27 protein-coding genes are annotated in these 26,995 nt (G+C 73.9%); 13 read left to right on the top strand and 14 right to left on the bottom strand.

Features of this window, described 5'->3' with window-relative positions; all coding sequences use genetic code 11:
* Window positions 1-132 precede the first annotated feature (132 nt).
* Entirely contained in the window at window positions 133-1,146 is a 1,014-nt protein-coding gene (locus tag ACZ3KJ_RS27620; protein ID WP_467530903.1) for an ABC transporter permease, read from the bottom strand.
* 116 nt (window positions 1,147-1,262) lie between these two features.
* Between ACZ3KJ_RS27620 and ACZ3KJ_RS27615 the strand changes: the two genes are divergently transcribed.
* From ACZ3KJ_RS27615 to ACZ3KJ_RS27585, 7 genes are all read left to right on the top strand, one after another.
* Window positions 1,263-1,892: a TetR/AcrR family transcriptional regulator gene (locus tag ACZ3KJ_RS27615; RefSeq protein ID WP_467530901.1), complete on the top strand. Its 630-nt coding sequence runs from the start codon at window positions 1,263-1,265 to the stop codon at window positions 1,890-1,892.
* A 133-nt stretch (window positions 1,893-2,025) separates the two neighbouring features.
* Window positions 2,026-2,328, top strand: a complete 303-nt coding sequence (locus tag ACZ3KJ_RS27610; RefSeq protein ID WP_389517112.1) for an urease subunit gamma — start codon at window positions 2,026-2,028, stop codon at window positions 2,326-2,328.
* An 11-nt stretch (window positions 2,329-2,339) separates the two neighbouring features.
* Window positions 2,340-2,651: an urease subunit beta gene (locus tag ACZ3KJ_RS27605; protein ID WP_389517110.1), complete on the top strand. Its 312-nt coding sequence runs from the start codon at window positions 2,340-2,342 to the stop codon at window positions 2,649-2,651.
* On the top strand, window positions 2,644-4,365 hold the full coding sequence (locus ACZ3KJ_RS27600; RefSeq protein ID WP_389517108.1) for an urease subunit alpha: 1,722 nt from the start codon (window positions 2,644-2,646) through the stop codon (window positions 4,363-4,365). Before ACZ3KJ_RS27605 ends, ACZ3KJ_RS27600 begins: the two co-directional genes overlap by 8 nt.
* Window positions 4,366-4,375: 10 nt before the next feature.
* Window positions 4,376-5,050 (top strand): urease accessory protein UreF, encoded by a 675-nt coding sequence (locus ACZ3KJ_RS27595; RefSeq protein ID WP_467530898.1) that lies wholly within the window; start codon window positions 4,376-4,378, stop codon window positions 5,048-5,050.
* 168 nt (window positions 5,051-5,218) lie between these two features.
* Entirely contained in the window at window positions 5,219-5,896 is a 678-nt protein-coding gene (ureG, locus tag ACZ3KJ_RS27590; RefSeq protein WP_467530897.1) for an urease accessory protein UreG, read from the top strand.
* 1 nt (window position 5,897) lies between these two features.
* Window positions 5,898-6,653 carry an urease accessory protein UreD gene (locus tag ACZ3KJ_RS27585; protein ID WP_467530895.1) on the top strand — a complete coding sequence of 252 codons (756 nt, stop codon included), beginning with the start codon at window positions 5,898-5,900 and terminating at the stop codon, window positions 6,651-6,653.
* A 121-nt stretch (window positions 6,654-6,774) separates the two neighbouring features.
* On the opposite strand, the gene ACZ3KJ_RS27580 is transcribed toward ACZ3KJ_RS27585, so the two are convergent.
* From ACZ3KJ_RS27580 to ACZ3KJ_RS27555, 6 genes are all read right to left on the bottom strand, one after another.
* On the bottom strand, window positions 6,775-7,497 hold the full coding sequence (locus ACZ3KJ_RS27580) for a lysophospholipid acyltransferase family protein (RefSeq protein ID WP_467530893.1): 723 nt from the start codon (window positions 7,495-7,497) through the stop codon (window positions 6,775-6,777).
* A gap of 149 nt (window positions 7,498-7,646) precedes the next feature.
* Window positions 7,647-9,086 carry a PP2C family protein-serine/threonine phosphatase gene (locus ACZ3KJ_RS27575; RefSeq protein ID WP_467530891.1) on the bottom strand — a complete coding sequence of 480 codons (1,440 nt, stop codon included), beginning with the start codon at window positions 9,084-9,086 and terminating at the stop codon, window positions 7,647-7,649.
* Between the two features lie 89 nt (window positions 9,087-9,175).
* Window positions 9,176-11,818, bottom strand: coding sequence for a SpoIIE family protein phosphatase (locus ACZ3KJ_RS27570; RefSeq protein ID WP_467530890.1), 2,643 nt, complete (start codon window positions 11,816-11,818; stop codon window positions 9,176-9,178).
* Between the two features lie 451 nt (window positions 11,819-12,269).
* Window positions 12,270-13,496: an ornithine--oxo-acid transaminase gene (gene rocD / locus ACZ3KJ_RS27565; protein ID WP_467530889.1), complete on the bottom strand. Its 1,227-nt coding sequence runs from the start codon at window positions 13,494-13,496 to the stop codon at window positions 12,270-12,272.
* Entirely contained in the window at window positions 13,493-14,332 is an 840-nt protein-coding gene (gene ddaH / locus ACZ3KJ_RS27560; RefSeq protein ID WP_467530887.1) for a dimethylargininase, read from the bottom strand. Before ddaH ends, rocD begins: the two co-directional genes overlap by 4 nt.
* A gap of 156 nt (window positions 14,333-14,488) precedes the next feature.
* Window positions 14,489-14,983 carry an Lrp/AsnC family transcriptional regulator gene (locus ACZ3KJ_RS27555; protein ID WP_385074656.1) on the bottom strand — a complete coding sequence of 165 codons (495 nt, stop codon included), beginning with the start codon at window positions 14,981-14,983 and terminating at the stop codon, window positions 14,489-14,491.
* A gap of 78 nt (window positions 14,984-15,061) precedes the next feature.
* Between ACZ3KJ_RS27555 and ACZ3KJ_RS27550 the strand changes: the two genes are divergently transcribed.
* From ACZ3KJ_RS27550 to ACZ3KJ_RS27535, 4 genes are read left to right on the top strand one after another with little or no spacing between them, the layout of a single operon-like run.
* The gene (locus ACZ3KJ_RS27550; protein WP_467530885.1) at window positions 15,062-15,811 is read left to right on the top strand and encodes a LytR/AlgR family response regulator transcription factor; all 750 of its coding nucleotides are present in this window, start codon (window positions 15,062-15,064) and stop codon (window positions 15,809-15,811) included.
* Between the two features lies 1 nt (window position 15,812).
* Complete coding sequence (locus ACZ3KJ_RS27545) at window positions 15,813-16,175, top strand: hypothetical protein (protein ID WP_467530883.1); 363 nt, start codon at window positions 15,813-15,815, stop codon at window positions 16,173-16,175.
* Window positions 16,172-17,887 (top strand): sodium/solute symporter, encoded by a 1,716-nt coding sequence (locus tag ACZ3KJ_RS27540; RefSeq protein WP_467530882.1) that lies wholly within the window; start codon window positions 16,172-16,174, stop codon window positions 17,885-17,887. Before ACZ3KJ_RS27545 ends, ACZ3KJ_RS27540 begins: the two co-directional genes overlap by 4 nt.
* Window positions 17,884-19,089, top strand: a complete 1,206-nt coding sequence (locus ACZ3KJ_RS27535) for a sensor histidine kinase (protein WP_467530880.1) — start codon at window positions 17,884-17,886, stop codon at window positions 19,087-19,089. Before ACZ3KJ_RS27540 ends, ACZ3KJ_RS27535 begins: the two co-directional genes overlap by 4 nt.
* Window positions 19,090-19,176: 87 nt before the next feature.
* Here ACZ3KJ_RS27535 and ACZ3KJ_RS27530 read toward each other — a convergent pair whose 3' ends face one another.
* The 5 genes from ACZ3KJ_RS27530 to ACZ3KJ_RS27510 form a co-directional block, all read right to left on the bottom strand.
* Window positions 19,177-19,347, bottom strand: a complete 171-nt coding sequence (locus tag ACZ3KJ_RS27530; protein WP_385074669.1) for a hypothetical protein — start codon at window positions 19,345-19,347, stop codon at window positions 19,177-19,179.
* Window positions 19,348-19,429: 82 nt separating this feature from the next.
* Entirely contained in the window at window positions 19,430-20,380 is a 951-nt protein-coding gene (locus tag ACZ3KJ_RS27525) for a cytochrome c oxidase assembly protein (RefSeq protein ID WP_467530878.1), read from the bottom strand.
* A gap of 106 nt (window positions 20,381-20,486) precedes the next feature.
* On the bottom strand, window positions 20,487-21,512 hold the full coding sequence (locus ACZ3KJ_RS27520) for a 6-phosphofructokinase (protein WP_389517082.1): 1,026 nt from the start codon (window positions 21,510-21,512) through the stop codon (window positions 20,487-20,489).
* A 214-nt stretch (window positions 21,513-21,726) separates the two neighbouring features.
* Window positions 21,727-22,455 (bottom strand): type 1 glutamine amidotransferase, encoded by a 729-nt coding sequence (locus tag ACZ3KJ_RS27515; RefSeq protein WP_467530876.1) that lies wholly within the window; start codon window positions 22,453-22,455, stop codon window positions 21,727-21,729.
* A gap of 19 nt (window positions 22,456-22,474) precedes the next feature.
* Window positions 22,475-23,713, bottom strand: a complete 1,239-nt coding sequence (locus tag ACZ3KJ_RS27510) for a DUF1727 domain-containing protein (protein ID WP_467530875.1) — start codon at window positions 23,711-23,713, stop codon at window positions 22,475-22,477.
* Window positions 23,714-23,871: 158 nt separating this feature from the next.
* Here ACZ3KJ_RS27510 and def point away from each other — a divergent pair, with 158 nt between their 5' ends.
* A complete protein-coding gene (def, locus tag ACZ3KJ_RS27505) occupies window positions 23,872-24,426 on the top strand; it encodes a peptide deformylase (RefSeq protein ID WP_467530874.1) in 555 nt (184 codons plus the stop codon).
* 80 nt (window positions 24,427-24,506) lie between these two features.
* On the opposite strand, the gene ACZ3KJ_RS27500 is transcribed toward def, so the two are convergent.
* A complete protein-coding gene (locus tag ACZ3KJ_RS27500; protein WP_385074684.1) occupies window positions 24,507-25,148 on the bottom strand; it encodes a TetR/AcrR family transcriptional regulator in 642 nt (213 codons plus the stop codon).
* Window positions 25,149-25,319: 171 nt separating this feature from the next.
* Here ACZ3KJ_RS27500 and ACZ3KJ_RS27495 point away from each other — a divergent pair, with 171 nt between their 5' ends.
* Entirely contained in the window at window positions 25,320-26,543 is a 1,224-nt protein-coding gene (locus ACZ3KJ_RS27495; protein WP_467530872.1) for an acyl-CoA dehydrogenase family protein, read from the top strand.
* Window positions 26,544-26,757: 214 nt separating this feature from the next.
* On the opposite strand, the gene ACZ3KJ_RS27490 is transcribed toward ACZ3KJ_RS27495, so the two are convergent.
* Window positions 26,758-26,994, bottom strand: coding sequence for a DUF6213 family protein (locus ACZ3KJ_RS27490; RefSeq protein ID WP_358794725.1), 237 nt, complete (start codon window positions 26,992-26,994; stop codon window positions 26,758-26,760).
* Window position 26,995: the final 1 nt, after the last annotated feature.

Below are 26,995 nucleotides of genomic sequence, written 5' to 3'. Positions count from 1 at the left end.
CCGCCAAGACGGAGGGCGCACGGTCGGTCGAGGGTTCCGGCGGCGGGCCGGGCCGTCAGGCCGGTGGGGCGCCGGTGGGGGTGGCCTCCATCTGGGGGGCCTCCCGGTGGGCGTGGCTTCCCGGTGCGCGGGTCAGCCGGCGAGTGCGGCCTCCCGGCCGGCGGCCGGTGCGGCGCTCCTCGCGCGGCCCTTCAGCGCGTCGCCGAGCAGCACCGCTCCCAGGCCCAGCGCGGCCCACCAGGTGAGGGTCAGGGCGGGACCGGTGGCCGCCGCGCCGTCGAAGAAGGACACCGAGCGCAGCAGCGTCGTCCCCGCGCCCGGCGGCAGCCACTGGCCGATCGCGCCGACCGGCTCGGGCAGCATCTCCGGCGCCGAGGCCGCCCCGGAGAACGGGTTGCCGAGGAACATCACGGTGAACGCCGTCAGGCCGATGCCCGCGGGGCCCAGCAGGGCGGCGCACCCGGCCACGGCCGCGCTCACCGCCAGTGTCGACAGACCGAACGTCGCCGCCTCCGCCCACCAGTCGCCGGCGAGCACCCCCAGCCAGCTGTGCGCGAGCGCCGCCGCGACGAGGCCCACCAGAGCGGCGGTGCCGACCAGTGCGAGCGCGGCGCGGACCCCGCGCAGGCCGAGCAGGGTCACCACCGCGCCCGCCGCGATGCCGGCCAGCGCCAGCGGGAGCACGCTCGCGCTCAGTGCCGCCCCGCGCGGGTCGTTCGCGGAGGCGGCGACGACGTCCACCGTCCGGACGTCGGTGCCGTCGGCCGCGGCCTGCCGGTCGACCGCCTGCTGCAACAGCTGGGCGACGACCGGGCTCGCGGCCGACGCGGTCAGCAGCTCGGGGCCCTGGGGAGTGACGACCACGGCGCCGTACACCGTCCGGTCCGCCACGGCGGCGCGGGCCGCGGCCTCGTCGTCGTAGCGGTGGATCTCGAAGGCGCCCTCGTGCCGTTCGAGGGTCTTCTCCACCTGGGTGATCGCGGCCCGGGGGCCGGCCACGCCGAGCGGCAGGTCGCGGGGTGCGGTGCGGGCGGCCGGCCAGGCGAAGGCCCACAGGGCGAGCGCCGTGAGCACGGGGACGAGGACGACGACCGCGATCGCGCGCCGGGCGGGAGCCCTGGTGGCGGGGGCGGGAGCGGTGTTCATGGGAATCTCCTCCGGCCGACTCTAAAAAGAAGGATCGTTCGTTTTAGCTCTGTCACCACCGTGCGCCGCCTGTGGGGCGCTTGTCAAGAAGGAACGTTCGTTTTAAGTTTTGGGCCATGGCACGCGTATCCCAGGCCCACCTCGACGCCCGCCGCCGGCAGATCCTCGACGCCGCCGCGCTCTGCTTCGCGCGCAACGGCTTCCACGCCACCTCCATGCAGGACGTCCTGAAGGAGGCCGATCTCTCGGCCGGCGCCGTGTACCGGTACTTCGGCGGCAAGGACGAGCTGATCGCCGCGATCGTCTCGGAGGTGCTGGGCGAGGTCCGGGCCGCCTTCGAGGCGGCGGCCGAGCAGAGCCCGCCCCCGCCGCCCGACCGCCTCGTGCCCGCCGTCCTCGACCGGACCCTCGGCCTGCGCGAGTCCCTCACCGTGGACGGCGTCCCCGCCTTCCCGCGCCTGGTCGTCCAGGTCTGGTCGGAGATCCCGCGCAACGACACCCTCGCGGACGTCCTGCGCGAGGGCTACACCGTCGTGCGCGCGGCATGGGCGCGGATCGTCGAGGCCCACCAGGCGGCCGGGACGATGCGCTCGGACGTACCGCCGGACCACGTGGCCCGCACGATGATCGCCACCGTCCTCGGCTTCATCGCCCAGCAGTCCCTGTTCGGGCCGACGTCGGTGGACGTCCTGCGGGACGGTCTGCGCGCGTTGATGAGCATGCCGGGCACCGACCCCGGGGTCTGACGGTCACACCGCTCGGGTAACGTGCGTGAAACGCGGCCCAACTAGCCTGCCCCTTCACGCCACCTGGGACTTTTCCCCCGTGGCCGCGGCAACCGGGCCCCGCAAGGTCCGGAGCGAGGATGTGAGGTGGGACGTGCAACTGACGCCGCACGAGCAAGAGAGGCTGCTGATCCACGTGGCGGCCGACGTCGCCGAGAGGCGCCGCGCCCGCGGGCTGAAGCTCAACCACCCCGAGGCGGTCGCCCTCATCACCGCGCACATCCTCGAAGGGGCACGCGACGGCCGGACGGTCGCCGAGCTCATGGCCTCCGGCCGCAAGCTGCTCACCCGCGACGACGTCATGGAGGGCATCCCCGAGATGATCCACGACGTCCAGGTCGAGGCGACCTTCCCGGACGGCACCAAGCTCGTCACCGTCCACGACCCGATCGTCTGAGAGGGGCCCCGATGATTCCCGGAGAGATCCTCTTCGCCGAGGACCCGATCGTGTACAACGAGGGCCGTGAGGTCACCCGGCTCACCGTCCTCAACGCCGCCGACCGGCCCGTCCAGGTCGGCTCCCACTACCACTTCGCCGAGGCCAACCCCGGCCTGGAGTTCGACCGCGCCGCCGCACGCGGCAAGCGGCTGAACGTCCCCGCGGGCACCGCCGTGCGCTTCGAGCCGGGGCTGCCCGTCGACGTCGCCCTCGTCCCCCTCGCCGGCGCCCGCGTGGTGCCCGGGCTGCGCGGCGAGACCGGAGGCGCCCTCGATGCCTGAGATCTCCCGCGCCGCGTACGCCGACCTGTTCGGCCCCACCACCGGTGACCGCATCCGGCTCGCCGACACCGACCTGATCGTCGAGATCGAGGAGGACCGCTCCGGCGGTCCCGGACTCGCCGGGGACGAGGCCGTGTTCGGCGGCGGCAAGGTCATCCGCGAGTCCATGGGCCAGTCCCGCGCCACCCGCGCGGACGGCGCGCCCGACACCGTCGTCACCGGCGCCGTGATCGTGGACCACTGGGGGATCGTCAAGGCCGACGTCGGCATCCGCGACGGCCGGATCACCGGCATCGGCAAGGCGGGCAACCCCGACACCATGGACGGGGTCCACCCGGACCTGGTGATCGGCCCGGAGACCGAGATCATCGCCGGCAACGGCCGCATCCTCACCGCCGGAGCCGTCGACGCGCACGTCCACTTCATCTGCCCGCAGATCGCCGACGAGGCGCTCGCGGCGGGCGTCACCACGCTCGTGGGCGGCGGCACCGGGCCCGCCGAGGGCTCCAAGGCGACGACCGTGACGCCCGGCCCCTGGCACCTCGCCCGCATGCTGGAGGCGATGGAGCGGTACCCGCTGAACATCGGCTTCCTCGGCAAGGGCAACACCGTCTCCCACGAGGCGATGCTGTCGCAGATCCGGGGCGGGGCGCTGGGCCTCAAACTGCACGAGGACTGGGGCTCCACGCCGGCCGTCATCGACGCCTCGCTGACCGTCGCCGAGCAGACCGGCATCCAGGTCGCCATCCACACCGACACCCTCAACGAGGCCGGATTCGTGGGCGACACGCTCGCCGCGATCGCCGGCCGCGGCATCCACGCCTACCACACCGAGGGCGCCGGCGGCGGGCACGCGCCCGACATCATGACCGTCGTCTCCGAGCCGCACGTCCTGCCCAGCTCGACGAACCCGACACGGCCGTACACCGTGAACACCGCCGAGGAACACCTCGACATGCTGATGGTGTGCCACCACCTCAACCCCGCGGTGCCCGAGGACCTGGCGTTCGCCGAGTCCCGGATCCGGCCCTCGACCATCGGCGCGGAGGACGTCCTGCACGACCTGGGCGCCATCTCCATCATCTCCTCCGACGCACAGGCCATGGGGCGGGTCGGCGAGGTCGTCCTGCGGACCTGGCAGACCGCGCACGTGATGAAGCGGCGGCGGGGCGCGCTGCCCGGCGACGGCCGGGCCGACAACCGGCGGGTACGGCGGTACGTCGCCAAGTACACGATCAACCCGGCGCTCGCCCAGGGCCTCGCCCGGGAGATCGGCTCCGTCGAGACGGGCAAGCTCGCCGACCTCGTCCTGTGGGAACCGGCGTTCTTCGGCGTCAAGCCGCACCTCGTCCTCAAGGGCGGGCAGATCGCGTACGCGCAGATGGGCGACGCCAACGCCTCCATCCCCACCCCGCAGCCCATCCTGCCCCGCCCGATGTACGGGGCGATCGGCCGGGCACCGGCCGCCAACTCCGTCAACTTCGTGGCCCCGCTCGCCCTCGACGACGGGCTGCCGGAACGGCTGGGCCTCGGCAAGAGGTTCGTCGCCATCGACTCCACGCGGGGCGTGACCAAGGCGGACATGCGGGAGAACGACGCCCGGCCCCGGGTCGAGATCGACCCCGACAGCTTCGCCGTGCGCGTCGACGGGGAACTCGTCGAGGCGACACCGGCCGCGGAGCTGCCCATGGCCCAGCGCTACTTCCTCTTCTGAGGACGCCGGTATGACAAGGGCAGCGCTCCTCGTCCTGGCCGACGGCCGCTTCCCCGCCGGAGGGCACGCGCACTCCGGCGGGGCGGAGGAAGCCGTCAAGGCCGGACGGATCACCGGCGCGGCGAGCCTGGAGGACTTCTGCCGCGGACGGCTGCACACCGCGGGGCTGGTGGCGGCCGCCCTGGCCGCGGCCGCCGCGGCCGGCGGCGACCCGGCGGAACTCGACGCGGCGGCCGACGCCCGGACCCCGTCCCCCGCGCTGCGCACGGCCGCGCGCAAACTGGGACGGCAGCTGACGCGAGCGGCCCGCGCGGTCTGGCCGAGCGACGAACTGGACGCCCTGGCACGGGCCTTCCCCAAGGGCGCCCACCAGCCGGTGGTGCTGGGCCTGGCGGCCCGCGCGGCCGGACTCGGGCCCGAGGACGCGGCGCACTGCGCGGCGTACGAGAGCGTGAGCGGACCGGCGACCGCGGTGGTGCGGCTGCTGAGCCTCGACCCCTTCTCGGCCACGGCGGTGCTGGCGCGGCTGGCGCCGGAGACGGACCGGGTGGTCGACCGGGCGGTCGCGGCGGGGCGGGCGGCGGTGGCCGCCGGGACCGACGCGCTGCCGTCCGCCTCCGCGCCGCTGCTCGAGATCGGGGCGGAGGGGCATGCGGGGTGGCCGGTGCGGCTGTTCGCGTCGTGAGGGGCCTCTCCCTGAAGGGGCTCCGCCCCTTCGACCCCGTCAGGGGGCTGCCGCCCCTGGGCCCCCGCTTCGGCCCTGAACGGGCCTCGTCCTCAAACTCCCCCAGAGGGGGGACCCCCAGACGGGCTGCATTGTCCTGACCGGCGTTCGCAAGCGAAGGAGTTCCACGTGCACCTCGATCACTCCCACACCGTCACCCCGGCCGTCGGTGCCGACGCCCGGCGCCCCGACGGGGCGCGGCGCGCCCTCCGTATCGGGCTCGGCGGTCCCGTCGGGTCGGGGAAGACCGCCACCGTCGCCGCGCTCTGCCGTGCCCTGCGGGACGAACTGTCGCTGGCCGTCGTGACCAACGACATCTACACGCGGGAGGACGCGGAGTTCCTGCTCCGGGAGGCCGTGCTGCCGCCGGAGCGGATCACGGCCGTCGAGACGGGCGCCTGTCCGCACACCGCCATCCGGGACGACATCTCCGCCAACCTCGAGGCCGTGGAGGACCTGGAGGACGAGGTGGGGCCGCTCGACCTGATCCTCGTCGAGTCCGGGGGCGACAACCTGACCGCCACCTTCTCCAAGGGACTGGTGGACGCCCAGATCTTCGTCATCGACGTCGCCGGCGGGGACGACATCCCGCGCAAGGGAGGGCCCGGCGTCACCACCGCCGACCTGCTCGTCGTCAACAAGACCGACCTCGCCCCGTACGTCGGGTCCGACCTCGCCCGGATGGCCGCCGACGCCAAGGCGCAGCGCGCCGAACTGCCCGTCGTGTTCCAGTCGCTGCGGGGCGCGACCGGCGTGCGGGACGTCGCCGAGTGGGTGCGGGAGCAGCGCGCCGCGTGGGTGGCGTGAGATGAGCGGTGTGCACGCCACCGCCCGGATCCGCGCGCGGCGGGACGGGCGCGGCGGGACCGCCCTGCCCGTCCTGGAGAGCGACGGGCCCCTCGCGCTGCGGCGCACCCGCGGCGGTGACGGCGGTCAGGCGCGCGTCATGCTCGTCGGCGCGATGAGCGGCCCCCTCGGCGGCGACCGCCTCGCCGTCGAGGCGGCCGTCGACAGCGGCGCCCGGCTGCGCCTGGGCTCGGCCGCCGCCACCATCGCCCTGCCGGGCCAGGGCAAGGAGGAGGCCCGCTACGACGTACGGATCGACGTCGCCGACGACGGCGAACTGCACTGGCTGCCCGAGCCGTTGATCTCCGCGCAGGGCAGTGACCTGTCTGTCACCACGCACGTCGGACTGGCGCCCCGGGCCCGGCTCGTGCTGCGCGAGGAGCAGGTGCTCGGGCGGGTGGGGGAGGAGCCGGGGCGCCTGACCAGCCGCCTCGTCGTACGGGTCGGCGGACGGCCCGTGCTCGACCAGCAGCTGGCCTGCGGTCCGGGCGCCCCCGGCGGCTGGGACGGGCCCGCCGTCCTCGGCGGACACCGCGCCCTCGGCCAACTGGTCGTCGTACGGCCCGAGTTCCGCGACCGGCCGGTGACCGCACGGGTCCTCGGCGACACCGCCACGCTCGTGCCGCTGGCCGGGCCGGCCGCCCTGGTGACCGCGGTCGCCCCGGACGGTCTGCGGCTGCGGCGCATCCTGGACGAGGCGCTCATGTCCCTGGAGTGACGTCCGCGTTCGCGCGGCCCGCGTGCTCTGCGGCCCGCGTGCTCTGCGGCCCGCATGCTCTGCGGTCTGCGGTCTGCGGTCTGCGGTCTGCGGTCTGCGGTCTGCGGTCAGCGCTCCGCGGTCAGCTGAGCGGCAGCCGGGGGAACCTGCGCGCCTTCGCCCGGGCGGTCTCCTCCTCCGCCTTGACGTCGGCCGCGTACCGGTCGACGTACTCCTGCTCCGACAACGTGAGGATCGTGTACATGATCTCGTCGGTGACCGCGCGCAGGACCGTCTTGTCGTTCTCCATGCCGGCGTAGCGGGAGAAGTCCAGCGGTTCGCCGAAGCGGATGACGACGGGACGGAAGGAGGGGATCTTCTGGCCGGGCGGCTGCGCCTCGAAGGTGCCGATCATGGCACAGGGGACGACCGGCACCCCGGCCTTCAGGGCCATCACCGCGACGCCCACCTTGCCCTTGTAGAGGCGGCCGTCGTGCGAGCGGGTGCCCTCCGGGTAGATGCCCAGCAGCTCGTCCTTGCGCAGGACACCGAGGCCCTCGCGGATCGCGGCCTGGCCCGCCTCCTTGCCGGAGCGGTCGACCGGGATCTGCCCGACGCTGCGGAAGAACGCGGCGGTCAGCCGGCCCTTGACGCCGTGACCGGTGAAGTACTCGGCCTTGGCGAGGAAGGTGATGCGCCGCTTGAGGACCGCCGGCATCAGGAAGTGGTCGGAGAACGACAGGTGGTTGCCGGCGATGATCGCCGCGCCGGACGCCGGTACGTGCTCCAGCCCCTCGATGCGGGGCCGGAACAGCAGCCGCAGCAGCGGCCCCAGCACCACGTACTTCAGGAGGTGGTAGAACAAGGCGTCGCTCCTCAGTCCGGCCGATCGGCGGGGCCGCCGTGTTCCGGCAGGTCAACCGGCACGGTGTGGGGTGCCAGTGTAGGCGGGGGCGGCTGCGGCCGGAACCCGCGGGCTGACGGCACGTCACTCCGTACCACCGGGGTACCCCCTCACAGCCGCACGACGACGAGCGCCGTGTCGTCGGTCGTGCCGCCGGGCGGCAGCAGCTCCAGCAGGACGGAGTCGGCCAGGGTCTCGGGGTCCTCGGTCCGGTGCCGGGCGAGGGCTTCCGTCAGACGGGCCAGGCCGGTGTCGATGGCCTCGCGCCGCCGCTCCACCAGGCCGTCGGTGTACAGCACCAGTGTGGCGCCGGTGTCGAAGGAGGTGGTCGCCTGCGGCCGGGGCACCGGGTCGGGGCGGGCGTCGAGCGGGGGATCGGTCGCCCGGTCGAGCAGTTCCACCCGGCCCGAGGGGTGCACGAGTACGGGCGGGAGGTGTCCGGCGCTGCTGTACGTGATGGTGTGGTGGTCGAAGTCGACGAACGTGGTGACCGCCGTGGCCGCCTCCGCGCCGTCCACCACGTGCGCGTACCGGCCCAGCACGTCCAGGGCCTGGGCGGGCCCCGCGGCCATCCGGGAGGCGGCGCTGAGCGCGCTGCGCAGCTGGCCCATCACCCCGGCCGCCGCCAGGCCGTGCCCGACGACGTCGCCGACGGCCACGCCGATGCGGTGGCCGCCGACGAGGTCGACCAGGTCGTACCAGTCCCCGCACACGTTGAGCGCGCCGACGGCGGGCCGGTAGCGCACGGCCGCGCTGTGGTGGCGGACCCGTCCGGGCGCGGGCAGCATCGCCTCCTGGAGGGCGAGGGCCACCTCGCGCTCACGGGCGTGGGCCCGCCGCAGCCGTTCGTTGACCTCCTGGAGTTCGCGGGCGCGGGTGTACAGCTCGGCCTCCAGCGCGTGCGGCGGGTCCTCCGCCGGAACTGCCGACCGGCTCCCCGGCCGGTTCTCCGGTCGGCTCCCCGACCGGTTCCCCGGCTGGCTCCCGGACCGGTTCTCCGGCTGGCTCCCGGACCGGTTCTCCGGCTGGCTCCCGGACCGGTTCTCCGGCTGGTTCCCGGACCGGCCGAGGCCGCGGGCCCGGAGCAGTTCGGTGACCTCCTCGACGCGGTGCACCAGCAGCACCACGGAGCCGTCCGCCCCGCGCACGGGCGCGTTGACCGGGCTCCAGTAGCGCTCCTCCCACTCGCCGGGCCGGTCGGCCGGCTGGACGTCGTAGCGTTGCAGGGCCATGGCGTCGCGCTCGCCGGTGGCCAGCACCCGGCGCAGCGAGGCCTCCAGATTGCGCACGCCGTCCGCCGAGGGGTTGTTCGGGTTGTCCGGGAAGACCTCGAAGAGATGGCGTCCGACCACCTGCTCGCGCCGGCGTCCGGCCAGGCGCAGGAACGCCTCGTTGGCGTCGGCGAAGACCAGCCCGGGGGTCAGCAGGGACACGCTGCCGGGCAGCGCCTGGAACACCGCGGCGTAGTCGACCGCCGCTTCGGCGGCGGCGCCGGTCCCGGCGCCGGTTCCGGCACCGGTCCCGTCCGTTCCGCCCGATCCATGCCCCATCCGACCCACGCCCCGTCCGACTCTTGCCGCGCATGTCGATATTGCGACATTTTGTCACGAAGGTCGGTCGGTGGGGAGCGGCGGCCGCGTCACAGCTCCGGTCCCGTGAGCGACTGCTCGGCCCAGATGATCTTCCCGCCGGGGACGAAACGGGTGCCCCAGCGCCGGGTGACCTGCGAGACCAGCAGCAGCCCCCGCCCACCCTCGTCCGTGGTGCGCGGGTGACGCAGATGGGGCGCGGTGGTGACGCCGTCGTGCACCTCGCAGACCAGGGAGCGCTCACGGATCAGCCGCAGCCGGATGGGGCCGGCGGCGTGCCGGATCGCGTTGGTGACGAGTTCGCTGACCACCAGTTCCGTGGTGAAGGACAGCTCGGTGAGGTCCCACTCGGCCAGCCGGCGGCTCGCGGCCTTGCGGGCCTCGGCCACCGCGGCCGGGTCGGCGGGCAGCTCCCAGTCCGCGACCTGGTCGGGGGAGAGGCGGCGGGTGCGGGCCATCAGCAGCGCCACGTCGTCGTGCGGCCGGTCCGGGGCGAGGACGTCGATCACCGCCCGGCAGCGCAGGTCCAGCCCGGGCTCCTGCCGCTCCAGGGCCCGCCGCAGCCGCTCCCGGTCGGTGTGCGGCGTCCACTCCTCGCCCCCGGCCAGCAGACCGTCGGTGTGCAGGGCGAGCGTGCTGCCCGGCGCCAGCAGCAGCTCGGTCGACTCGAACGGCGGCCCGCCGGCGCCCAGCGGCGGCCCCTGCGGCAGGTCGACGAAGGTGACCGTGCCGTCGGGCAGCACGACGGCCGGCGCGGGGTGCCCGGCGGCGGCCATCGCGCAGCGCCCGTCGACGGGGTCGTAGACGACGTACAGGCACCCCGACCCCACCGCCTCCGGGGCCTCCACCCACGCCTCCGGCCCGCCGACCTCCTCCCGGGCCGTGCAGGCGACCAGGTCGTCGAGGTGGGCGAGGATCTCCTCCGGCGGCAGGTCCAGGGCGGCGAGCGTCCGCACGGCGGTCCGCAGCCGCCCCATGGCCGCGGCGGCGTCGATGCCGTGTCCGGGGACCTCTCCCACCACCAGCGCCACCCGTGCGCCCGACAGCGGGATCAGGTCGTACCAGTCCCCGCCGATGCCGGTCAGCTCGTCGGCCGGCAGGTAGCAGGCGGCCACCTCGACGGCGTCCTGCTCGGGCAGCCGGTGGGGCAGCAGGCTGCGCTGGAGCACGAGCGCCGCGTCGCGCTCGCGGGTGTAGCGGCGGGCGTTGTCCACGCAGACGGCCGCCCGCGACACCAGGTCCTCGGCCAGCGCGACATCGTCCTCGGCGAAGGGCTCCTTGCCGGGGTGGCGCAGGAACGTCGTGATGCCCAGGGTCGTGCCGCGCGCCCGGACCGGCACCACCAGCACACTGGGCGGCCCGACGTGCTCCCCGCCGACCGCGGGCAGCGCGGGCCCCCATCCCCCGGCCTCCTCCAGCCGCTCCGCCCGCCAGGGCCGCCCGCTGACCAGACAGCCCACGGGAGGCGACCCGGCCGGGTACGCGACGACGGGATGCGCACCGGCCCCGGCACCGGCCCCAGCCCCGGACCCGGTCCCAGCCCGAGCCCGAGCCCGGGCCCGGGCCCGGGCCCCGGCGTCGGCCTCGGCCTCGGCGCAACCGGAGCCGGACGCCGTACCCGTGCCGGAGCCGGTGCCGGTGCCGGTGCCGGTATCGGAGCCCGAGCCCGAGCCCGAACCGGACGCCGTACCCGTGCCGCAGCCGGTGAGGCCGTCACCGGCCTCCTCCGCTCCCGACCGCTGCCCGACCCTGAGCAGCACCACGGTCTCGCCCGGTGCCCGCGCCGCGGCGGGCTCCGCACCCCGCAGCACCGGCTCCAGCAGGTCCACGGCGACGGCGTCGGCGAAACCGGCCACCGCCACGTCCGCAAGCTCCTGCGCGGTCCGCGCGATGTCCAGAGTGCGGCCGATGCGCCGGCCGGCCCGGTCCAGCAGGGCCAGGCGCCGCCGGGCACGGTGGCGGTCGGTGATGTCCACGACCGTGTAGTAGACGCCCATCGGACGCCCGTGCTCGTCGTCGAGGCGGGTGAACGACATGACGTGCGCCGTCTCCCGGTGCGGCGCCGCCCGGACGCGTCCCACGTGCTCGTAGCCGACGACGGTCTCGCCGCTCTCCAGCACGCGCCGCATCTGGGCCTCGACCGCCTCCGCGTCCAGGCCCGGCTGGACGTCCGCGAACCGCAGCCCCAGCCGGCGCTCGGGCGGGCCGCCGCCGAACCGGCTCAGGGCCGTGTTCGACCACACGAAGCGCAGGTCGGTGTCGACGATGGCGATACCGATCGGCGAACCGGCCACCAGCTGCTCCAGCACCTGACGGTTCATGCTCCAGCCGGGGGCGTCGCCCCGCTCGCACAGCAGCAGCAGCCAGCGCCCCGGTCCGCCGAGCTCGTCCGCCGAGGTGATCCGGGCCATGAGCGGCACCGGCCGGCCGTCGGCGCGGCGGGCCGCCAGCAGCCCCGCCCACCCGCCGTCCCGGCGGCACCGCTCCAGCACGTCCGGCATCCGCTCGGCGTCCCCGTGGGCCAGCAGCCCGGCCAGGTCCTTGCCCACCGCATCGACGGCCGCGTACCCCAGCAGCCGCTCGGCGTCCCGGGTCCAGCTCGTCACCACACCCCGTGCGTCGAGCAGCAGGGGCGCGGCGTCCGCCACGTCGAACCGCCGGCGGGCAACGTCGTCCTCGTCGTGTGAGCCCACGGTCGACCTCTCTGTCGCTGACTCTCTGTCGCTGAGAGTGGTCCGCCACCACTTGCCTCCATCTTCACCCTGCGCCTCCACGATGTGCGCGACGCGGTCCCCCGGCGGGGGCGGGTTCCTCGGGGACGGCGCTCCCCAGGTTGGGTTCCTCCGGCGGCGGCGCGTCCCCAGGGCGGGTGCCTCCGGAGGCGGTCCCCACGGCGAAGGGGGAGGCCGCCCCCGTACGGAGCCGCGGCGCCGCCCCCGTCGCGTGGCGCGCACCGGAACGGGCACGGCGGCCGCGCACCGGAACGGCACGGCGTGCCGCGCACCGGAACGGCACGGCGTGCCGCGCACCGGAACGGCACGGCCTGCGCGACGGCCTTCCTTCCGTGCCCCGCCGGGCGCACCCCCGGTCCGCACCGTCCCGCCGACCCGGTGCTGCCTCCTCCCGCGCCGCCGGGCGGACCCCTCACCCCGCCCGGCGCAACACCCGCTCCAGCGCCCCCAGGGCCGACTCCAGCTCCTCCGCGGTGATCGTCAGCGGCGGTGCCAGCCGGATGGTGGAGCCGTGCGTGTCCTTGACCAGGACGCCCTCCGCCAGCAACCGCTCCCCGATCTCCCGGCCGGTGCCCACCGCCGGGTCCACGTCGACCCCCGCCCACAGCCCGCGCGCGCGGAAGCCCACCACGCCCTGGCCGACCAGCCCGGTCAGGCCGTCCCGCAGGACGACGCCCAGTTCCGCCGCCCGCCGCTGGAACTCGCCCGTCGCCAGCAGCTCCACCACCGCCGTGCCGACCGCGGCCGCCAGCGGATTGCCCCCGAAGGTCGACCCGTGCTCACCCGGACGCAGGACGCCCAGCACCTCACGCCGCGCGACGACCGCCGACACCGGCACGATGCCGCCGCCCAGCGCCTTGCCGAGCAGCAGCACGTCGGGCACCACGCCCTCGTGCTCCACGGCCAGGGTGCGGCCCGTACGGCCCAGCCCGGACTGGATCTCGTCGGCGACGAACAGGCACCCGGCCCGGCGGGTCAGCTCGCGGACGCCCGCGAGGTAGCCGTCGTCGGGGATGACGACGCCCGCCTCCCCCTGGATCGGCTCGATCAGCACCGCCGCGGTCGTCTCGTCGACCGCCGCCTCCATCGCCGCGAGGTCGTTGTACGGCACGATCCGGAAGCCGGGCGTGAACGGCCCGAAACCCCGCCGGGCCGTCTCGTCCGTCGAGAAGCTCACGATCGTCGTCGTACGGCCGTGGAAGTTGTCCGCCGCCACCACGATCGTGGCCCGGTCGGCCGGGACGCCCTTCACCTCGTACGCCCACTTGCGGGCCACCTTGACGCCGCTCTCGACCGCCTCGGCGCCGGTGTTCATCGGCAGCACCATGTCCAGGCCCGTCAGCTCCGCGAGCCGCTCGGCGAACTCGGCCAGCCGGTCGTTGTGGAAGGCGCGGGAGGTGAGCGTGAGGCGGTCCAGCTGGCGGTGCGCCGCCTCGACCAGCGCCGGATGGCGGTGGCCGAAGTTCAGCGCCGAGTAGCCGGCCAGCATGTCGAGGTACCGGCGGCCCTCGACGTCCTCCACCCAGGCGCCCTCGGCGCGCGCCACCACCACCGGCAGCGGGTGGTAGTTCTGGGCCAGGACGGGCTCCTCGGCCCGGATCAGGTCGGCGGAGGTACGCGTACGGGCGGGTGCGGTCATGAGCGGATCTCCTGGGTGCAGCACTTGATGCCGCCGCCGGCCTTCTGGAACTCCGAGAGGTCGACGGGGACGGGGACATAGCCACGATCGGCCAGACGGGCCGCGAGCGCCTCCGCACGCGGGGCGATGAAGACGTGACGGCCGTCGGAGACGGAGTTGAGCCCGAACGCCAGCGCGTCCTCGCGGGTCGCGAGCACCGCGTCCGGGTACAGCCGCGCCAGCACCTCCCGGCTGCCCGGCGAGAACGCCTCCGGGTAGTACGCGATGTTCGCGGTGTCCGGGACGGCGTCCGCGGGACCGCCGTCCAGCACGAACAGCGCCGTGTCGAGGTGGTAGAAGTGCGGGTCCACCAGCGTCAGGCTGATCACCGGGTGGCCGAAGAACTCCTGCGCCTCGCGGTGCGCCTCCCGGGTCGTGCGGAACCCGGTGCCCGCCAGCAGGTACCGTCCCGTCCACACCAGGTCGCCCTCGCCCTCGCAGACGGACTCGGGCCGGTGGACGTCGTAGCCCGCCGCCTTGAACCAGGTGTCGTAGTGCACGGACTCGGGGCGCCGCTGCGGCGCGTGGAAGAGGGAGCCGAAGACGCGGCCGTCCACGACGACCGCCGAGTTCGCGGCGAAGACCATGTCGGGCAGCCCGGGGACCGGCTCCACGGTGTCCACGGTGTGGCCGTGGGCGCGGTAGGCGCGGATCAGGGCCTGCCACTGGTCACGGGCGAGGTCGACGTCGACGGGGGTGTCGGGATGCATCCAGGGGTTGATCGCGTACTGCACGGCGAAGTGTCTGGGGTCACAGACCAGGAAGCGCCGGGAGCGCGGCACACGGCTGACGGTCACAGAGGGGTTCCTCCGCTTTTCCTACGGCGTCGACGGTGGTGTCGACTTGTGGTTGACACCACGGTAGGAAGCGACAGGACGCCCGACAAGGAACGATCACTGCGTGTTCACGCACGATCGCTGCGCAGTAGGCCCACCGGGCGCACGACCGCTGCGTCAGCCGCCGTCGTCGGGAGCCACCTGGGTGGCGCCGGCCTCCGGGCTCTCCGGCAGCAGGTGCGACAGCACCATCACACTGATCGTCTTCCGGATGAACGGCTCGACCCGGATGCGCTCCAGCACCTCCTCGAAGTGCTCCACGTCCCGCGCCCGCACGTGCAGCAGGGCGTCCGCCCCGCCGGTCACGGTCATCGCCGCGGTGATCTCCGGATGGTTGCGCACCACCTCCGCGAGCCGCCGCGGCGGCGCCGCGCCCTCGCAGTACACCTCCACGTACGCCTCCGTCCGCCAGCCCAGCGCCGACGGCCGCACCGTCGCCGTGAACCCGGTGATCACCCCGCTGTCCCGCAGCCGGTCCACCCGGCGCTTGACCGCCGTCGCCGACAGCCCGACCGCCGAGCCGATCTCGGCGAAGCTCGTCCTGGCGTTCGCCATCAGCGCGGTGAGGATCTTGCGGTCGAGTCCGTCGAACGGCGGCGGTGTGCTGCTCATGTCGGCACTGTATCCAGCGGATACGTCCACGCCCCGGCACGTGTCCAGCCGTGCGGATCGCCCCTACACTCCACGTTCATGCTGCGCGCCCTCGCCGTCGACGACGAACGCCCCTCGCTGGAGGAACTGCTGTACCTGCTCGCCGCCGATCCCCGGATCGGCAGCGTGGAGGGCGCCGGTGACGCGACCGAGGCACTGCGCCGGATCAACCGCGCCCTGGAGTCCGGCCCCGACGGACCCGAAGCCGTCGACGTCGTCTTCCTCGACATCCAGATGCCCGGCCTGGACGGCCTCGACCTGGCCCGGCTGCTCACCGGCTTCGCCCGCCCGCCGCTGGTCGTGTTCGTCACCGCCCACGAGGACTTCGCCGTCCAGGCCTTCGACCTCAAGGCCGTCGACTACGTCCTCAAGCCGGTCCGCGCGGAACGCCTCGCCGAGGCCGTACGCCGGGCCGCCGAGCTGCGCGGCACCGCACCCCTCATCCCGGTCCACGAGCCCGACCCCGACCACATACCCGTCGAGCTCGGCGGGGTGACCCGGTTCGTCGCCGTCGACGACATCACCCACGTCGAGGCCCGGGGCGACTACGCCCGGCTGCACACCGACCGCGGCAGCCACCTCGTCCGGATCCCGCTCTCCACCCTGGAGGAGCGCTGGCGGGCCCGCGGTTTCGTCCGCATCCACCGCCGGCACCTCGTCGCCCTGCGCCACGTCGCCGAGCTCCGCCTCGACGCGGGCACCGTGAGCGTCCTGGTCGGCGGCGAGGAGCTCCAGGTCAGCCGCCGGCACGCCCGTGAACTGCGGGACCTGCTGATGAGGAGGCCGTGACGTGCCCCCGCAGGACCCCGCCGAGCGCCGCGTCGTCGTCACCGGCCCGCCCCGCCGCGCCCGGCGCACCTCCGGCCACCACCGCCCGCGCACCGAGATAGAGGAGCAGACCACCCTCGGCCACACCTACGTCCGCTCCCTGATGCGCACCCAGCTGCGCGCCGCGCTCACCGCCTTCGCCGTCCTCGCCCTCCTCGTCGGCCCGCTGCCCCTGCTGTTCGCGGCGATGCCCGACGCCCGCCGCCTGGAGTGGGCGGTCCTCGGCTTCGGCCTCTACGCCCCGCTCGTCCTGCTCGCCCGCTGGTACGTCCGCCGCGCCGAACGCAACGAACGCGACCTGGTCCGCCTGGTGGAGGACCGGTGAACTCGGCCTTCGCCGTCCCCGCCGTCGCCCTCGTCGTCGTGGTGACCGTCCTGGTCGGCGCGTTCGGCCTGCGGATCTCCCGCACCACCTCCGACTTCTACGTCGCCTCCCGCACCGTGGGCCCCCGCCTCAACGCCGCCGCCATCAGCGGCGAGTACCTGTCCGCCGCGTCCTTCCTGGGCATCGCCGGCCTGGTCCTCGTCCAGGGCCCGGACATGCTCTGGTACCCGGTCGGCTACACCGCCGGATACCTGGTGCTGCTGCTGTTCGTCGCCGCCCCGCTGCGCCGCTCCGGCGCCTACACCCTCCCCGACTTCGCCGAGGCCCGCCTCGCCTCCCAGGCGGTACGACGGCTCGCGGGCGCCTTCGTCGTGGGCGTCGGCTGGCTCTACCTGCTGCCGCAGCTCCAGGGCGCCGGGCTGACGCTGACCGTCCTCACCGGGGCCCCCGACACCCTCGGCGGTCTGATCGTGGCCGTCGTCGTCACCGCGACCGTCGCCGCGGGCGGCATGCGCAGCATCACCTTCGTCCAGGCCTTCCAGTACTGGCTCAAGCTGACCGCGCTCCTCGTCCCGGCCCTCTTCCTGGTCCTCGCCTGGCAGGGCGACGGCGCGCCCCGGCACGTCTTCGAGGAACCGCCCGCCTTCCGCGACCAGCGCTCCGTCCGGGTCGACGACCGGCTCGACCTCAGGCTGGACCGGCCCCTCACCGTGACCGTGGACGGCACCGTCGACGGCCGCCGGCACCACGGCGCCGCACTCCGCCTCCCGGCCGGCACCCACCGCATCGAGCAGGGCACCCGCCTCACCTTCCCGCGCGGCACCGCCGTCCCCACCGCCGACCGCGGCGGCAACGGCGGCCTGTCCACCTCCCTCGCCGCCGGCCGTGAGGAACGCCCCCTGTACGCCACGTACGGACTGATCCTCGCGACCTTCCTCGGCACCATGGGCCTGCCCCACGTCGTCGTCCGCTTCTACACCAGCCCGCACGGCGTCGCCGCCCGCCGCACCACCGTCGCCGTCCTCGCCCTCATCGGCGGCTTCTACCTGCTCCCGCCCCTCTACGGCGCCCTGGGCCGCATCTACGCCCCCGAACTCGCCCTCACCGGCGACGCCGACGCCGCCGTGCTGCTCCTGCCGGACCGGGTGATCGGCGGCGTCGGCGGCGACCTGCTCGGCGCGCTGGTCGCCGGGGGCGCCTTCGCCGCGTTCCTGTCCACCGCGTCGGGGCTGACCATGGCCGTGGCGGGGGTGCTCGCCCAGGACGTGCTGCCCTCGCGCGGCGTGCGTCACTTCCGGCTCGGCACCGGCCTCGCCATGGCCGTCCCGCTGGGGGCGAGCCTGCTGGTGGGCGGGCTGCCGGTGGCGGACGCGGTGGGGCTGGCCTTCGCGGTCTCCGCGTCCTCGTTCTGTCCGCTGCTCGTCCTCGGCATCTGGTGGCGGCGGCTCACCCCGCCCGGCGCGGCCTGCGGGATGCTGGTGGGCGGCGGTTCGGCGTTCGTCGCGGTCGCCGCGACCATGGCCGGCCTGCCCGTGACGGGAACCGCGCACGCCCTGCTCGCCTGGCCCGCCCTGTGGTCCGTCCCGCTGGGCTTCCTCACCATGGTCCTGGTCTCCCTGGCCACCGCGGGCCGGGTCCCGCCCGGCACGGCGGCGGTCCTGGCCCGCTTCCACCTCCCCGAGGAGCTGCGGGCGGCGGAGGTGAAGGCGTGAGCGGCTTCCTGGCGGGCCTGTGCATCGCGATCCTGCCGTTCCTCGCCGCCGGGTTCTGGCTCGGCCGGCGCACCGCCCGCCCCGAGACCCTGGGCGGCCTCGGCACCCCCGTCGAGCACGCCACCTTCCAGACCCTGCACACCGCCTCGCTCGCCGCACCCCCGCTGCGGGCCGGCCTGACGGAGGAGACGGCCCGCAGGTCGGCCCGCCGGCTGCGCACCCTCCTCGGCACGGACGCCCTCTGCCTCGCCGACCGCCGGCAGGTGCTGGTCTGGGACGGCGCGGGCGCCCACCACCGCGCCGAGATCACGGCCCGGCTGGCCGGCCCGCTCGACACCGGCCGCGGCGAGGCCTTCCCGCTGGCCTGCGACACCCCCGACTGCCCCGTCCGCTGGGCCGTCGTCGCCCCGCTCACCGTCGACGACCGGGTGCACGGCGCCCTCGTCGCCTGCGCGCCCCGCGAGTCCGCCGTCCTCGTCCGGGCCGCCGGGGAGGTCGCCCGCTGGGTCAGCGTCCAACTGGAGCTGGCCGACCTCGACCAGTCCCGCACCCGCCTCATCGAGGCCGAGCTCAAGGCGCTGCGCGCCCAGATCTCACCGCACTTCGTGTTCAACTCGCTCGCGGTGATCGCGTCGTTCGTCCGCACCGACCCCGAGCACGCCCGTGAGCTGCTGCTGGAGTTCGCCGACTTCACCCGCTACTCGTTCCGGCGGCACGGCGACTTCACCACCCTCGCCGACGAGCTGCACGCCATCGACCACTACCTGGCGCTGGTCCGCGCACGCTTCGGCGACCGCCTCTCCGTCACCCTCCAGATCGCCCCCGAGGTCCTCCCGGTCGCCCTGCCGTTCCTGTGCCTCCAGCCCCTGGTGGAGAACGCCGTCAAGCACGGACTGGAGGGCAAGACCGACAAGTGCCACATCCAGATCACCGCCCAGGACGCCGGCGCCGAGGCGCTCGTCGTGATCGAGGACGACGGCGCCGGCATGGACCCGGTCCTGCTGCGGCGCATCCTGGCCGGCGGGGTGAGCCCCTCCGGCGGGATCGGCCTGTCCAACGTCGACGACCGGCTCCGCCAGGTGTACGGCGACGACCACGGCCTGGTCATCGAGACCGCGCCCGGCGCCGGGATGAAGGTCACCGCCCGGTTGCCGAAGTACCGGCCGGGGGTGCACCCGGCGGCCCGGCCCGGGCCCGGCTGAACGCCGTCCGCCGCCGGGGCCGTCCATCGCCGGGGCCGTCAGCCGCCGGAGTCCGGACGGTCCCGTCCGGCCCGCCCCGGGCCGCCCTCAGGGCGTCCGCGTCACCACCAGCGCGAGCGTGATCAGCCCGAGCACGACCCAGCCGAACCACAGCCAGCCGTTGCTGCCGAGCGCCACCGTGTAGGCGGTCACCACCACGAGCCCGCCGAGGGTGATCACCCCCATGGTCTTCGTGGAGCCGTCCGTCGTACCGGGCATCGCGACACCCTCCTCCGGCACACCCTCCGCAGGGCGCGTCCCCCTCCATGGTGCCCTGGTTCCGCCGTTCGGCGCAGGCCCGTCAGTCCTGGCGCGTGCTCAGCGAGGCCAGATAGGCGTTGTACGCCGCGAGCTCCTTGTCGCCGTCCCGGTCGGCGGCCCGGTCCTTGCGCTTGGCCTGCCGCTGCTCCGACCCGTACCACTGGAAGAGCAGGGCGATGAGGACCAGCACGGACGGGATCTCGCTGAACGCCCAGGCGATGCCGCCGGCCGCGTTCTGGTCGGAGAGGGCGTCGATGCCGAGGGAGGCCGGCGGGTTCTCGAACGACGTCACCATCGGCGTCGACGCCATCATCAGCGCGATGCCGAAGAACGCGTGGAACGGCATGCCGGCGAACAGCTCCAGCATCCGCATCAGATGGCCCGGCCGGTTGGGCCCCGGGTCCACGCCCATGATCGGCCAGAAGAACACCACACCGACCGCGAGGAAGTGCACCATCATCGCCAGGTGCCCCGCCCTGGAGCCCATCAGGAAGTCGAAGAGCGGCGTGAAGTACAGCGCGTACAGGCTCGCGATGAACAGCGGGATCGTGAAGGCGAAGTGCGTGATCACCCGCAGGTACCGGCTGTGCAGCAGCATCAGCAGCAGCTCACGCGGCCCCTTGCGCCCCCGGCCCGCCGTCGGCAGCGCGCGCAGCGCCAGGGTGACGGGCGCGCCGAGCAGGATCAGGATCGGCGACAGCATGCTGATCACCATGTGCTGCACCATGTGCACGCTGAACATGACCATGCCGTAGTCGTTCAGCCGGGTGCACATCACCAGCGCCACGGTCAGCACGCCCACGACGTACGCCACCGTCCGCGACACCGGCCACGCGTCCCCGCGCCGCCGCAACCGGACGACCCCCCACGCGTACAGGCCCAGCCCCAGCAGGCAGGCGACGAGGAAGAAGGGGTCCGCCGACCACTGAAGACCCCGCCCCAGCGTGAACGGCGGCAGATCCATGGTCATGCCGTGCCCGCTGTGATCCATCCGCCGGCTCCTGATTCGTGGGGGGTTTGTACGTTTCCAGCCCCCCAAGACTAGAGCGGCCCCCGGCGACCTGTGTCACCGGGGGCCGGAGGAACTCGCCGTACGGCTAGAGCACGGTCTCCGCCTCCGCGTACCGCTCGACCGGCACGGTCTTGAGCGTCTCGACCGCCTCCGCCAGCGACACCATCACGATGTCCGTGCCGCGCAGCGCCGTCATCATCCCGAACTCGCCCCGGTGAACCGCCTCCACCGCGTGCCACCCGAACCGGGTGGCCAGCACCCGGTCGTACGCGGTGGGCGTACCGCCCCGCTGCACGTGCCCGAGGATCACGGGACGCGCCTCCTTGCCGAGCCGGGACTCCAGCTCCAGGGAGAGCTGCCGTGCGATGCCGGCGAACCGCTCGTGCCCGTAGATGTCCTTGCCGCCCTCGTCGAAGGCCATGGTCCCGGGCTTCGGCTTGGCCCCCTCCGCCGCGACGACGATCGCGAACCGCTTGCCCGCCTCGAACCGCTCGCCCACCCGCGCGGCGAGCTCCTCGATGTCGAAGGGCCGTTCGGGCACGACGATGGCGTGGGCGCCGGCCGCCATGCCCGAGTGCAGCGCTATCCAGCCGGTGTGGCGGCCCATGACCTCCACGACGAGGACCCGCTGGTGGGACTCGGCGGTGGTCTTCAGCCGGTCGAGGGCCTCCGTCGCCACGCCCACGGCCGTGTCGAAGCCGAAGGTGACGTCGGTGACCGCGATGTCGTTGTCGATGGTCTTCGGCACGCCCACCACGGGCAGGCCGCTGTCCGACATCAGACGGGCCGCCTTGAGCGTGCCCTCGCCGCCGATCGGGATGATGGCGTCGAGGCCGAGCTCCGCGACGTGGCCGCGGGCCCGCTCCACGCCGTCCCGCAGGTGCGAGGGCTGCACGCGGGAGGAGCCGAGGATCGTGCCGCCGCGGGCGAGGATGCCGCCCACCGCGTCGAGGTCGAGCTTGAGGTAGTCGCACTCCAGGAGGCCCTTCCAGCCGTCCCGGAAACCGATGACCTCGTCGCCGTGGTCGGCGACGGCACGGTGCACGACGGACCGGATGACGGCGTTCAGGCCGGGGCAGTCGCCGCCGGACGTGAGGACACCAATGCGCATAGCCCGATACAACCTTCTTCGCAGGGGCCGGGTCCGGACCGCGTCGTCCGGCTCGATCCCCGCCACCCTAGCGGCAGGAGGGGGCGGGGCCGAAGAACGCGTCCGCCTGCTGGACGGACCCGCTCACCTGTGCGTATGCACGGTCAGACGGGCTGCTGACGGTGGACCGACCATCGGCTGAACGGCTGGTCGGACGGGCCGCCGCGGCACGCGGTCACGCCGGCTGCTGAGCCGCCGCGATGCGCTCGTTGCGCAGCGCCTCGTACCAGTGGTCGTCGATCGGCGGGAGCGCGTTCACGTCGAGCGCCAGCTTCAGCAGCAGGTCCGCGATGAGCGGGTTGCGGGCGAGCACCGGGCCGTGCATGTACGTGCCGAACACGGTGTCGTTGTAGGCGCCCTCGGTGCCGTCGCCGGTGCCGTTGCCCTTGCCGATCTGGGTCCGGGCGAAGGGGCGGGCGGTCGGGCCGAGGTGGGTGACGCCCTGGTGGTTCTCGAAGCCGGTCAGCTGCGGCAGGCCCAGGCGCGGGTCGATGTCGGCGAGGACGTCGCCGACGCACCGCTCGCCCTGGCCGCGCACCGTGGTGACGTCGAGCAGGCCCAGGCCCGGCTCGCGCTGCCCGAGGTCGTTGACGAACTCGTGGCCCAGGATCTGGTAGCCGGCGCAGACCGCGAACACGATCGCGCCGTTGTTCACCGCCTGGTACAGGTGCCCGTCGCGGCGCAGCCGCTCGGCCGCGAGCCGCTGCGGCCGGTCCTCGCCGCCGCCGATGAGGTAGATGTCGCCGGAGGTCGGGATCGGCTGGTCGCTGCGGACGTCGAGACGCGCCACGTCGAGGCCGCGCTGCCGCGCCCGGCGCTCCACGACCAGGGCGTTGCCCTGGTCGCCGTAGGTGCTGAGCAGGTCCGGGTAGACCCAGACGACGCGGAGTTGGTTGTCGCTCATCACGTGATGGTTCCTCGTCTCAGTTGCCGACGCGGCGGCGCAGGTCCTGGAAGGCGGTGTAGTTCGCGATGACCTCGATCCGGCCGGGCGGCGCCAGCTGCACCGCCTGGTCGACGCTGTCGCACACCTGGAAGTGCTGGCCCGCGACCTCCAGGCGCACCGCGAGGTCCAGCTTGCGGTCGCCGATGACGAAGATCGGGTGGCCGGTGAGGCGGGTGTAGTCGACGTCCCACAGCCAGGAGGTGTCGGTGCCGTCGGCGCCGCGCGCGTTCACCGACAGGATGACCGGGGTGGGCGGCGGATCGATCAGGGTGAACGTCTCGAGCCAGCCCGCGGGGTTCTTCGCCAGCAGCAGGCGCAGGTCGCGCTCCATGAACTGGACGACGTCGTAGCGTCCGGCGACGGCCTGCACCTGGTACATGCGCTCCAGGGCGACCTGCGGCGGCACGCCGAAGACGGCGGCCACGGCGGCCGAGGAGGCGGCGTTGGCCTTGTTGGCGCGGCCCGGCAGCTGGAGGTGGATGGGCCAGGCGGAGCCGTGCGGGTCGAGGACGTGGTCGCCGGAGAGCACCCAGCTCGGGGTCGGCCGGCGGAAGCCGCACTCGCCGCAGAACCAGTCGTCCCCCGGGCGCTGCATCACACCGCCGCAGGAGGGGCAGGACCAGGCGTCGTCCTTCCACATCTGCCCCGCGGCGACCCAGACCACGTTGGGGGAGGAGGACGCGGCCCACACCACCAGCGGGTCGTCGGCGTTCGCCACGACGACGGCCTTGGAGCCGGCCAGCCCCTCGCGCCAGTTCTCCGCGAGCATCCGGGTCTCGGCGGCGCGGTCGAGCTGGTCGCGGGAGAGGTTGAGCAGCGCGATGCACTTGGGCGCGGTGTCCCGGGCCACGCCCGCGAGGTACTTCTCGTCGACCTCGATCACGCCGAACTTGGCGTCCGAGCCGCCCGCCAGCGCCGAGGTGATGCCCGCGGGCATGTTGGCGCCGAGCGCGTTGGACACGACCTGGCCCGCGGCCCGCAGCGCCTCCGCGATCAGCCGGGTGGTGGTGGTCTTGCCGTTGGTCGCCGAGACGAGGACGACGTCCAGGTTCTGCGCGAGCCGGGCGAGGAGGTCGGGGTCGAGTTTCAGCGCCACCCGGCCGCCGATCACCGAACCGCTGCCGCGTCCGGCGGCGCGTGATGCCGCCGCGACCGCCTTGCCCGCGGTCACGGCCAGCTTGGCCCGTGGCGTGAGCGGGTCCGAGTTGCCTGCCATCAGTTCTCGATCCTCCTTGCGTACGCGCCGCGCCTGAAGCCTGACGGCAACGTGGTGGGTGGTCAGCCTATCGAGATCCATTCGCACTCCCGAATCCCGGCACCGGCCGACCCCGCGCGCGGCATGCCCGTGTCAGAAAGGACCGTACCCTTGCCGCCATGCGAAACGGCTCCATCCCGGGCGCCCACGGGCGGGTCCGGCCCCTCACGCTCCTCGGCGACCCCGTCCTGCGGGAACCCTGCCACGAGGTCACCGGCTTCGGCCCGGAGCTCGCCCGTCTGGTCGAGGACATGTTCGCCACGATGTACGCGGCCCAGGGCGTCGGCCTCGCCGCGAACCAGGTGGGGGAGCCCCTGCGGGTGTTCGTCTACGACTGTCCCGACGACGAGGACGTCCGCCACCTGGGACACGTGGTGAACCCGCGCCTGGTGGAGGCCGACGGGGTGGTGGTCCGGGGCCCGGAGGGCTGTCTGTCCCTGCCGGGCCTGGAGGCGGGGACGGAACGGTACGACCACGCGGTGGTCGAGGGGGTGACGGTGACGGGGGAGCCGGTGACGGTCCACGGCACCGGCTTCTTCGCCCGGTGCCTCCAGCACGAGTTCGATCACCTGGAGGGCCGCGTCTACTCCGACCACCTGACCGGCTGGCGCCGGCGCAGACTGCTGCGGCAGGCGGCACGGGCCTCCTGGCACGGGGGCGGCGAACCGGCGTAGGGGGGCGGAACGGCTCAGGGGTCGCGACCCGGCTCAGGGCCTGTCGTCGCCTCCCCGTCCGCCCCGCGGCGCGGGCACCGTCAGAAGCCCGGACCTCCGATCCGGTCCCCCGCGGCCGCGAGCCGTCCCCACAGCAGGTCCGCCAGGCTCCGCACCAGCTCGGCCCGGGAGCAGGGCCGTTCGCCCAGCCACCAGTCGCCGGCCGCGTGCATCATGCCGACGATGCCGTGCCCCCACACCCGGGCGAGCTGCTGGCTCCCGGGCCCGAGGTCCAGCCGGTCCTCGATGACCTGGGCCAGCTCCTCGCCCATCCGCCGCAGCAGCGGGGCCGAGTGCTTGCCGACGTCGAAGCCCTGGTCGCCGGGCGACCCCTCCGCCGGATGCATCAGGAACCGGTACACCTGGGGGCGGGCCTCGATCGCCGCGAGGTAGGTGTCCAGCGTGGCCTCGACCCGCTCCCGGCGTTCGGCCGGGGCGTCCAGCGCCGCCCGCAGGGAGTCCAGCAGCGCGTCCGTGTGCCGGGTGGCGAGGGCGGCGTACAGGCCGCCCTTGTCCCCGAAGTGCCGGTACAGGATCGGCTTGGTGATGCCGGCCTCGGCGGCGATGGCGTTCATCGAGGCCTGGGGGCCGTCCCGGAGCACCACTCTGTCCGCGGCCTCCAGCAGCTCGCGCCGTCGGCGGTCGGCGGACCGCTGCTGCTCGGTCCGCTGCGTGGTGTCCATGTGCTCTCCCCACCTGTGCTGATTCGGTGACGCCTGCGCAAACTAACACCTGACAACAGCCTGACATCGAACGGGTCTGCCGAGGTGTCATCAGCGGTTGACTTTTCCTACCGACGGGTAACAGACTTTGGTTACCGCTAGTAACAAGCACTGCCCGCCGCTGGAGGGGACATGGCCGAGTTCACCATGGAGCTCAACGACGAACAGAAGGAGGTACGGGACTGGCTGCACGGCTTCGCCGCCGACGTCATCCGGCCCGCGGCCGCCGAATGGGACGAGCGTGAGGAGACTCCCTGGCCGGTCATCCAGGAGGCCGCGAAGGTCGGCATCTACTCCCTCGACTTCTACGCCCAGCAGTACTTCGACCCGACCGGCCTCGGCATCCCGATGGCCATGGAGGAACTCTTCTGGGGCGACGCCGGCATCGCCCTGTCCATCGTCGGCACCGGCCTCGCCGCCGTGGGCGTCCTCGCCAACGGCACCGAGGAGCAGATCGGCACCTGGATCCCCCAGATGTACGGCGACGCCAACGACGTCAAGGTCGCCGCCTTCTGCTCCTCCGAGCCCGACGCCGGCTCCGACGTCGCCTCCCTGCGCACCCGGGCCGTGTACGACGAGGCCAAGGACGAGTGGGTGATCAACGGCACCAAGACGTGGGCGACCAACGGCGGCATCGCCAACGTCCACGTGGTCGTCGCGGTCGTCGACCCGGAGCTGGGCTCCAAGGGCCACGCGTCCTTCATCGTCCCGCCCGGCACGCCCGGCCTCTCCCAGGGCCAGAAGTTCAAGAAGCACGGCATCCGCGCCTCGCACACCGCCGAGGTCGTCCTCGACCAGGTGCGCGTGCCCGGCTCCTGCCTGCTCGGCGGCAAGGAGAAGCTGGACGAGCGCCTCGCGCGGGCCCGTGAGCGGGCCAGGTCCGGGGAGCGGGTGAAGAACGCGGCGATGGCCACGTTCGAGGCCTCGCGGCCGGCGGTCGGCGCGATGGCCGTCGGTACGGCCCGCGCCGCCTACGAGGTCGCCCTCGACTACGCCAGGACCCGCGAGCAGTTCGGCCGCCCCATCATCGACAACCAGGGCGTCGCCTTCCAGCTCGCCGACATGCGGACCTCCATCGACGCGGCCCGGCTCCTCGTCTGGCGCGCCTCCTGGATGGCGATCAACGGCAAGCCGTTCACCGCGGCCGAGGGCTCGATGTCCAAGCTGTTCGCGAGCGAGACGGCCAAGAAGGTGACGGCGCAGGCCGTCCAGATCCTCGGCGGCAACGGCTACACCCGGGAGTACCCGGTGGAGCGCATGCACCGCGACAGCGCGATCTACACCATCTTCGAGGGGACGAGCGAGATCCAGCGGCTCGTCATCGCCCGGACCCTGTCCGGGATGCCGATCCGCTGACGCGGCGGGGTGGCGCTGCGCGATGCGGTCCGAGGCTCGCCCGCGGCCGGTCGCGCAGTTCCCCGCGCCCCTGGGTGGGTGCAGCAGGCGGCGTCTTCAAGGCGGACGGCGGAACAGCAGGCCTCAGGGGCGCGGGGCTGTGCCGACGTGCGGCTCCGCCGCGTGGGCGCGACCAGCCACAACCGGTCCGCACCCGGCAACGCATCCGCACCCCCTACGGAGTGCTCCCGCTGCTGTGCGCGATGCACGCCACATCGATGCGATCCGCCAGCTTCGCCAGCTCGATGGTCAGCGCGGCGACGGTGTCCTCGTCCAGCCCCTCCGCGCCCGCCTCGACGAGATGCAGCCACCGGCCGCCCAGCGTCCGCAGCAGCTTGCTCACGTCGGCCGCGGACACCTGGAGGGTCCCGCGGTCGTCGACGATCAGCGGCAGAGTCACTTCGCGGTTCACA

This window comes from Streptomyces sp. NPDC003248, assembly GCF_055563235.1.
This window is presented reverse-complemented; position numbering and strand designations above follow the sequence as displayed.

Excerpts from the sequence above, each read along its gene's own strand:
- ACZ3KJ_RS27620 (WP_467530903.1), bottom strand. The coding sequence starts at position 1,146 with ATGAACACCGCTCCCGCCCCCGCCACCAGGGCTCCCGCCCGGCGCGCG.
- ACZ3KJ_RS27615 (WP_467530901.1), top strand. The coding sequence starts at position 1,263 with ATGGCACGCGTATCCCAGGCCCACCTCGACGCCCGCCGCCGGCAGATC.
- ACZ3KJ_RS27605 (WP_389517110.1), top strand. The coding sequence starts at position 2,340 with ATGATTCCCGGAGAGATCCTCTTCGCCGAGGACCCGATCGTGTACAAC.
- ACZ3KJ_RS27600 (WP_389517108.1), top strand. The coding sequence starts at position 2,644 with ATGCCTGAGATCTCCCGCGCCGCGTACGCCGACCTGTTCGGCCCCACC.
- ACZ3KJ_RS27595 (WP_467530898.1), top strand. The coding sequence starts at position 4,376 with ATGACAAGGGCAGCGCTCCTCGTCCTGGCCGACGGCCGCTTCCCCGCC.
- ACZ3KJ_RS27585 (WP_467530895.1), top strand. The coding sequence starts at position 5,898 with ATGAGCGGTGTGCACGCCACCGCCCGGATCCGCGCGCGGCGGGACGGG.
- ACZ3KJ_RS27575 (WP_467530891.1), bottom strand. The coding sequence starts at position 9,086 with ATGGGGCATGGATCGGGCGGAACGGACGGGACCGGTGCCGGAACCGGC.
- rocD (WP_467530889.1), bottom strand. The coding sequence starts at position 13,496 with ATGACCGCACCCGCCCGTACGCGTACCTCCGCCGACCTGATCCGGGCC.
- ACZ3KJ_RS27555 (WP_385074656.1), bottom strand. The coding sequence starts at position 14,983 with ATGAGCAGCACACCGCCGCCGTTCGACGGACTCGACCGCAAGATCCTC.
- ACZ3KJ_RS27550 (WP_467530885.1), top strand. The coding sequence starts at position 15,062 with ATGCTGCGCGCCCTCGCCGTCGACGACGAACGCCCCTCGCTGGAGGAA.
- ACZ3KJ_RS27530 (WP_385074669.1), bottom strand. The coding sequence starts at position 19,347 with ATGCCCGGTACGACGGACGGCTCCACGAAGACCATGGGGGTGATCACC.
- ACZ3KJ_RS27525 (WP_467530878.1), bottom strand. The coding sequence starts at position 20,380 with ATGGATCACAGCGGGCACGGCATGACCATGGATCTGCCGCCGTTCACG.
- ACZ3KJ_RS27520 (WP_389517082.1), bottom strand. The coding sequence starts at position 21,512 with ATGCGCATTGGTGTCCTCACGTCCGGCGGCGACTGCCCCGGCCTGAAC.
- ACZ3KJ_RS27515 (WP_467530876.1), bottom strand. The coding sequence starts at position 22,455 with ATGAGCGACAACCAACTCCGCGTCGTCTGGGTCTACCCGGACCTGCTC.
- ACZ3KJ_RS27510 (WP_467530875.1), bottom strand. The coding sequence starts at position 23,713 with ATGGCAGGCAACTCGGACCCGCTCACGCCACGGGCCAAGCTGGCCGTG.
- def (WP_467530874.1), top strand. The coding sequence starts at position 23,872 with ATGCGAAACGGCTCCATCCCGGGCGCCCACGGGCGGGTCCGGCCCCTC.
- ACZ3KJ_RS27500 (WP_385074684.1), bottom strand. The coding sequence starts at position 25,148 with ATGGACACCACGCAGCGGACCGAGCAGCAGCGGTCCGCCGACCGCCGA.
- ACZ3KJ_RS27495 (WP_467530872.1), top strand. The coding sequence starts at position 25,320 with ATGGCCGAGTTCACCATGGAGCTCAACGACGAACAGAAGGAGGTACGG.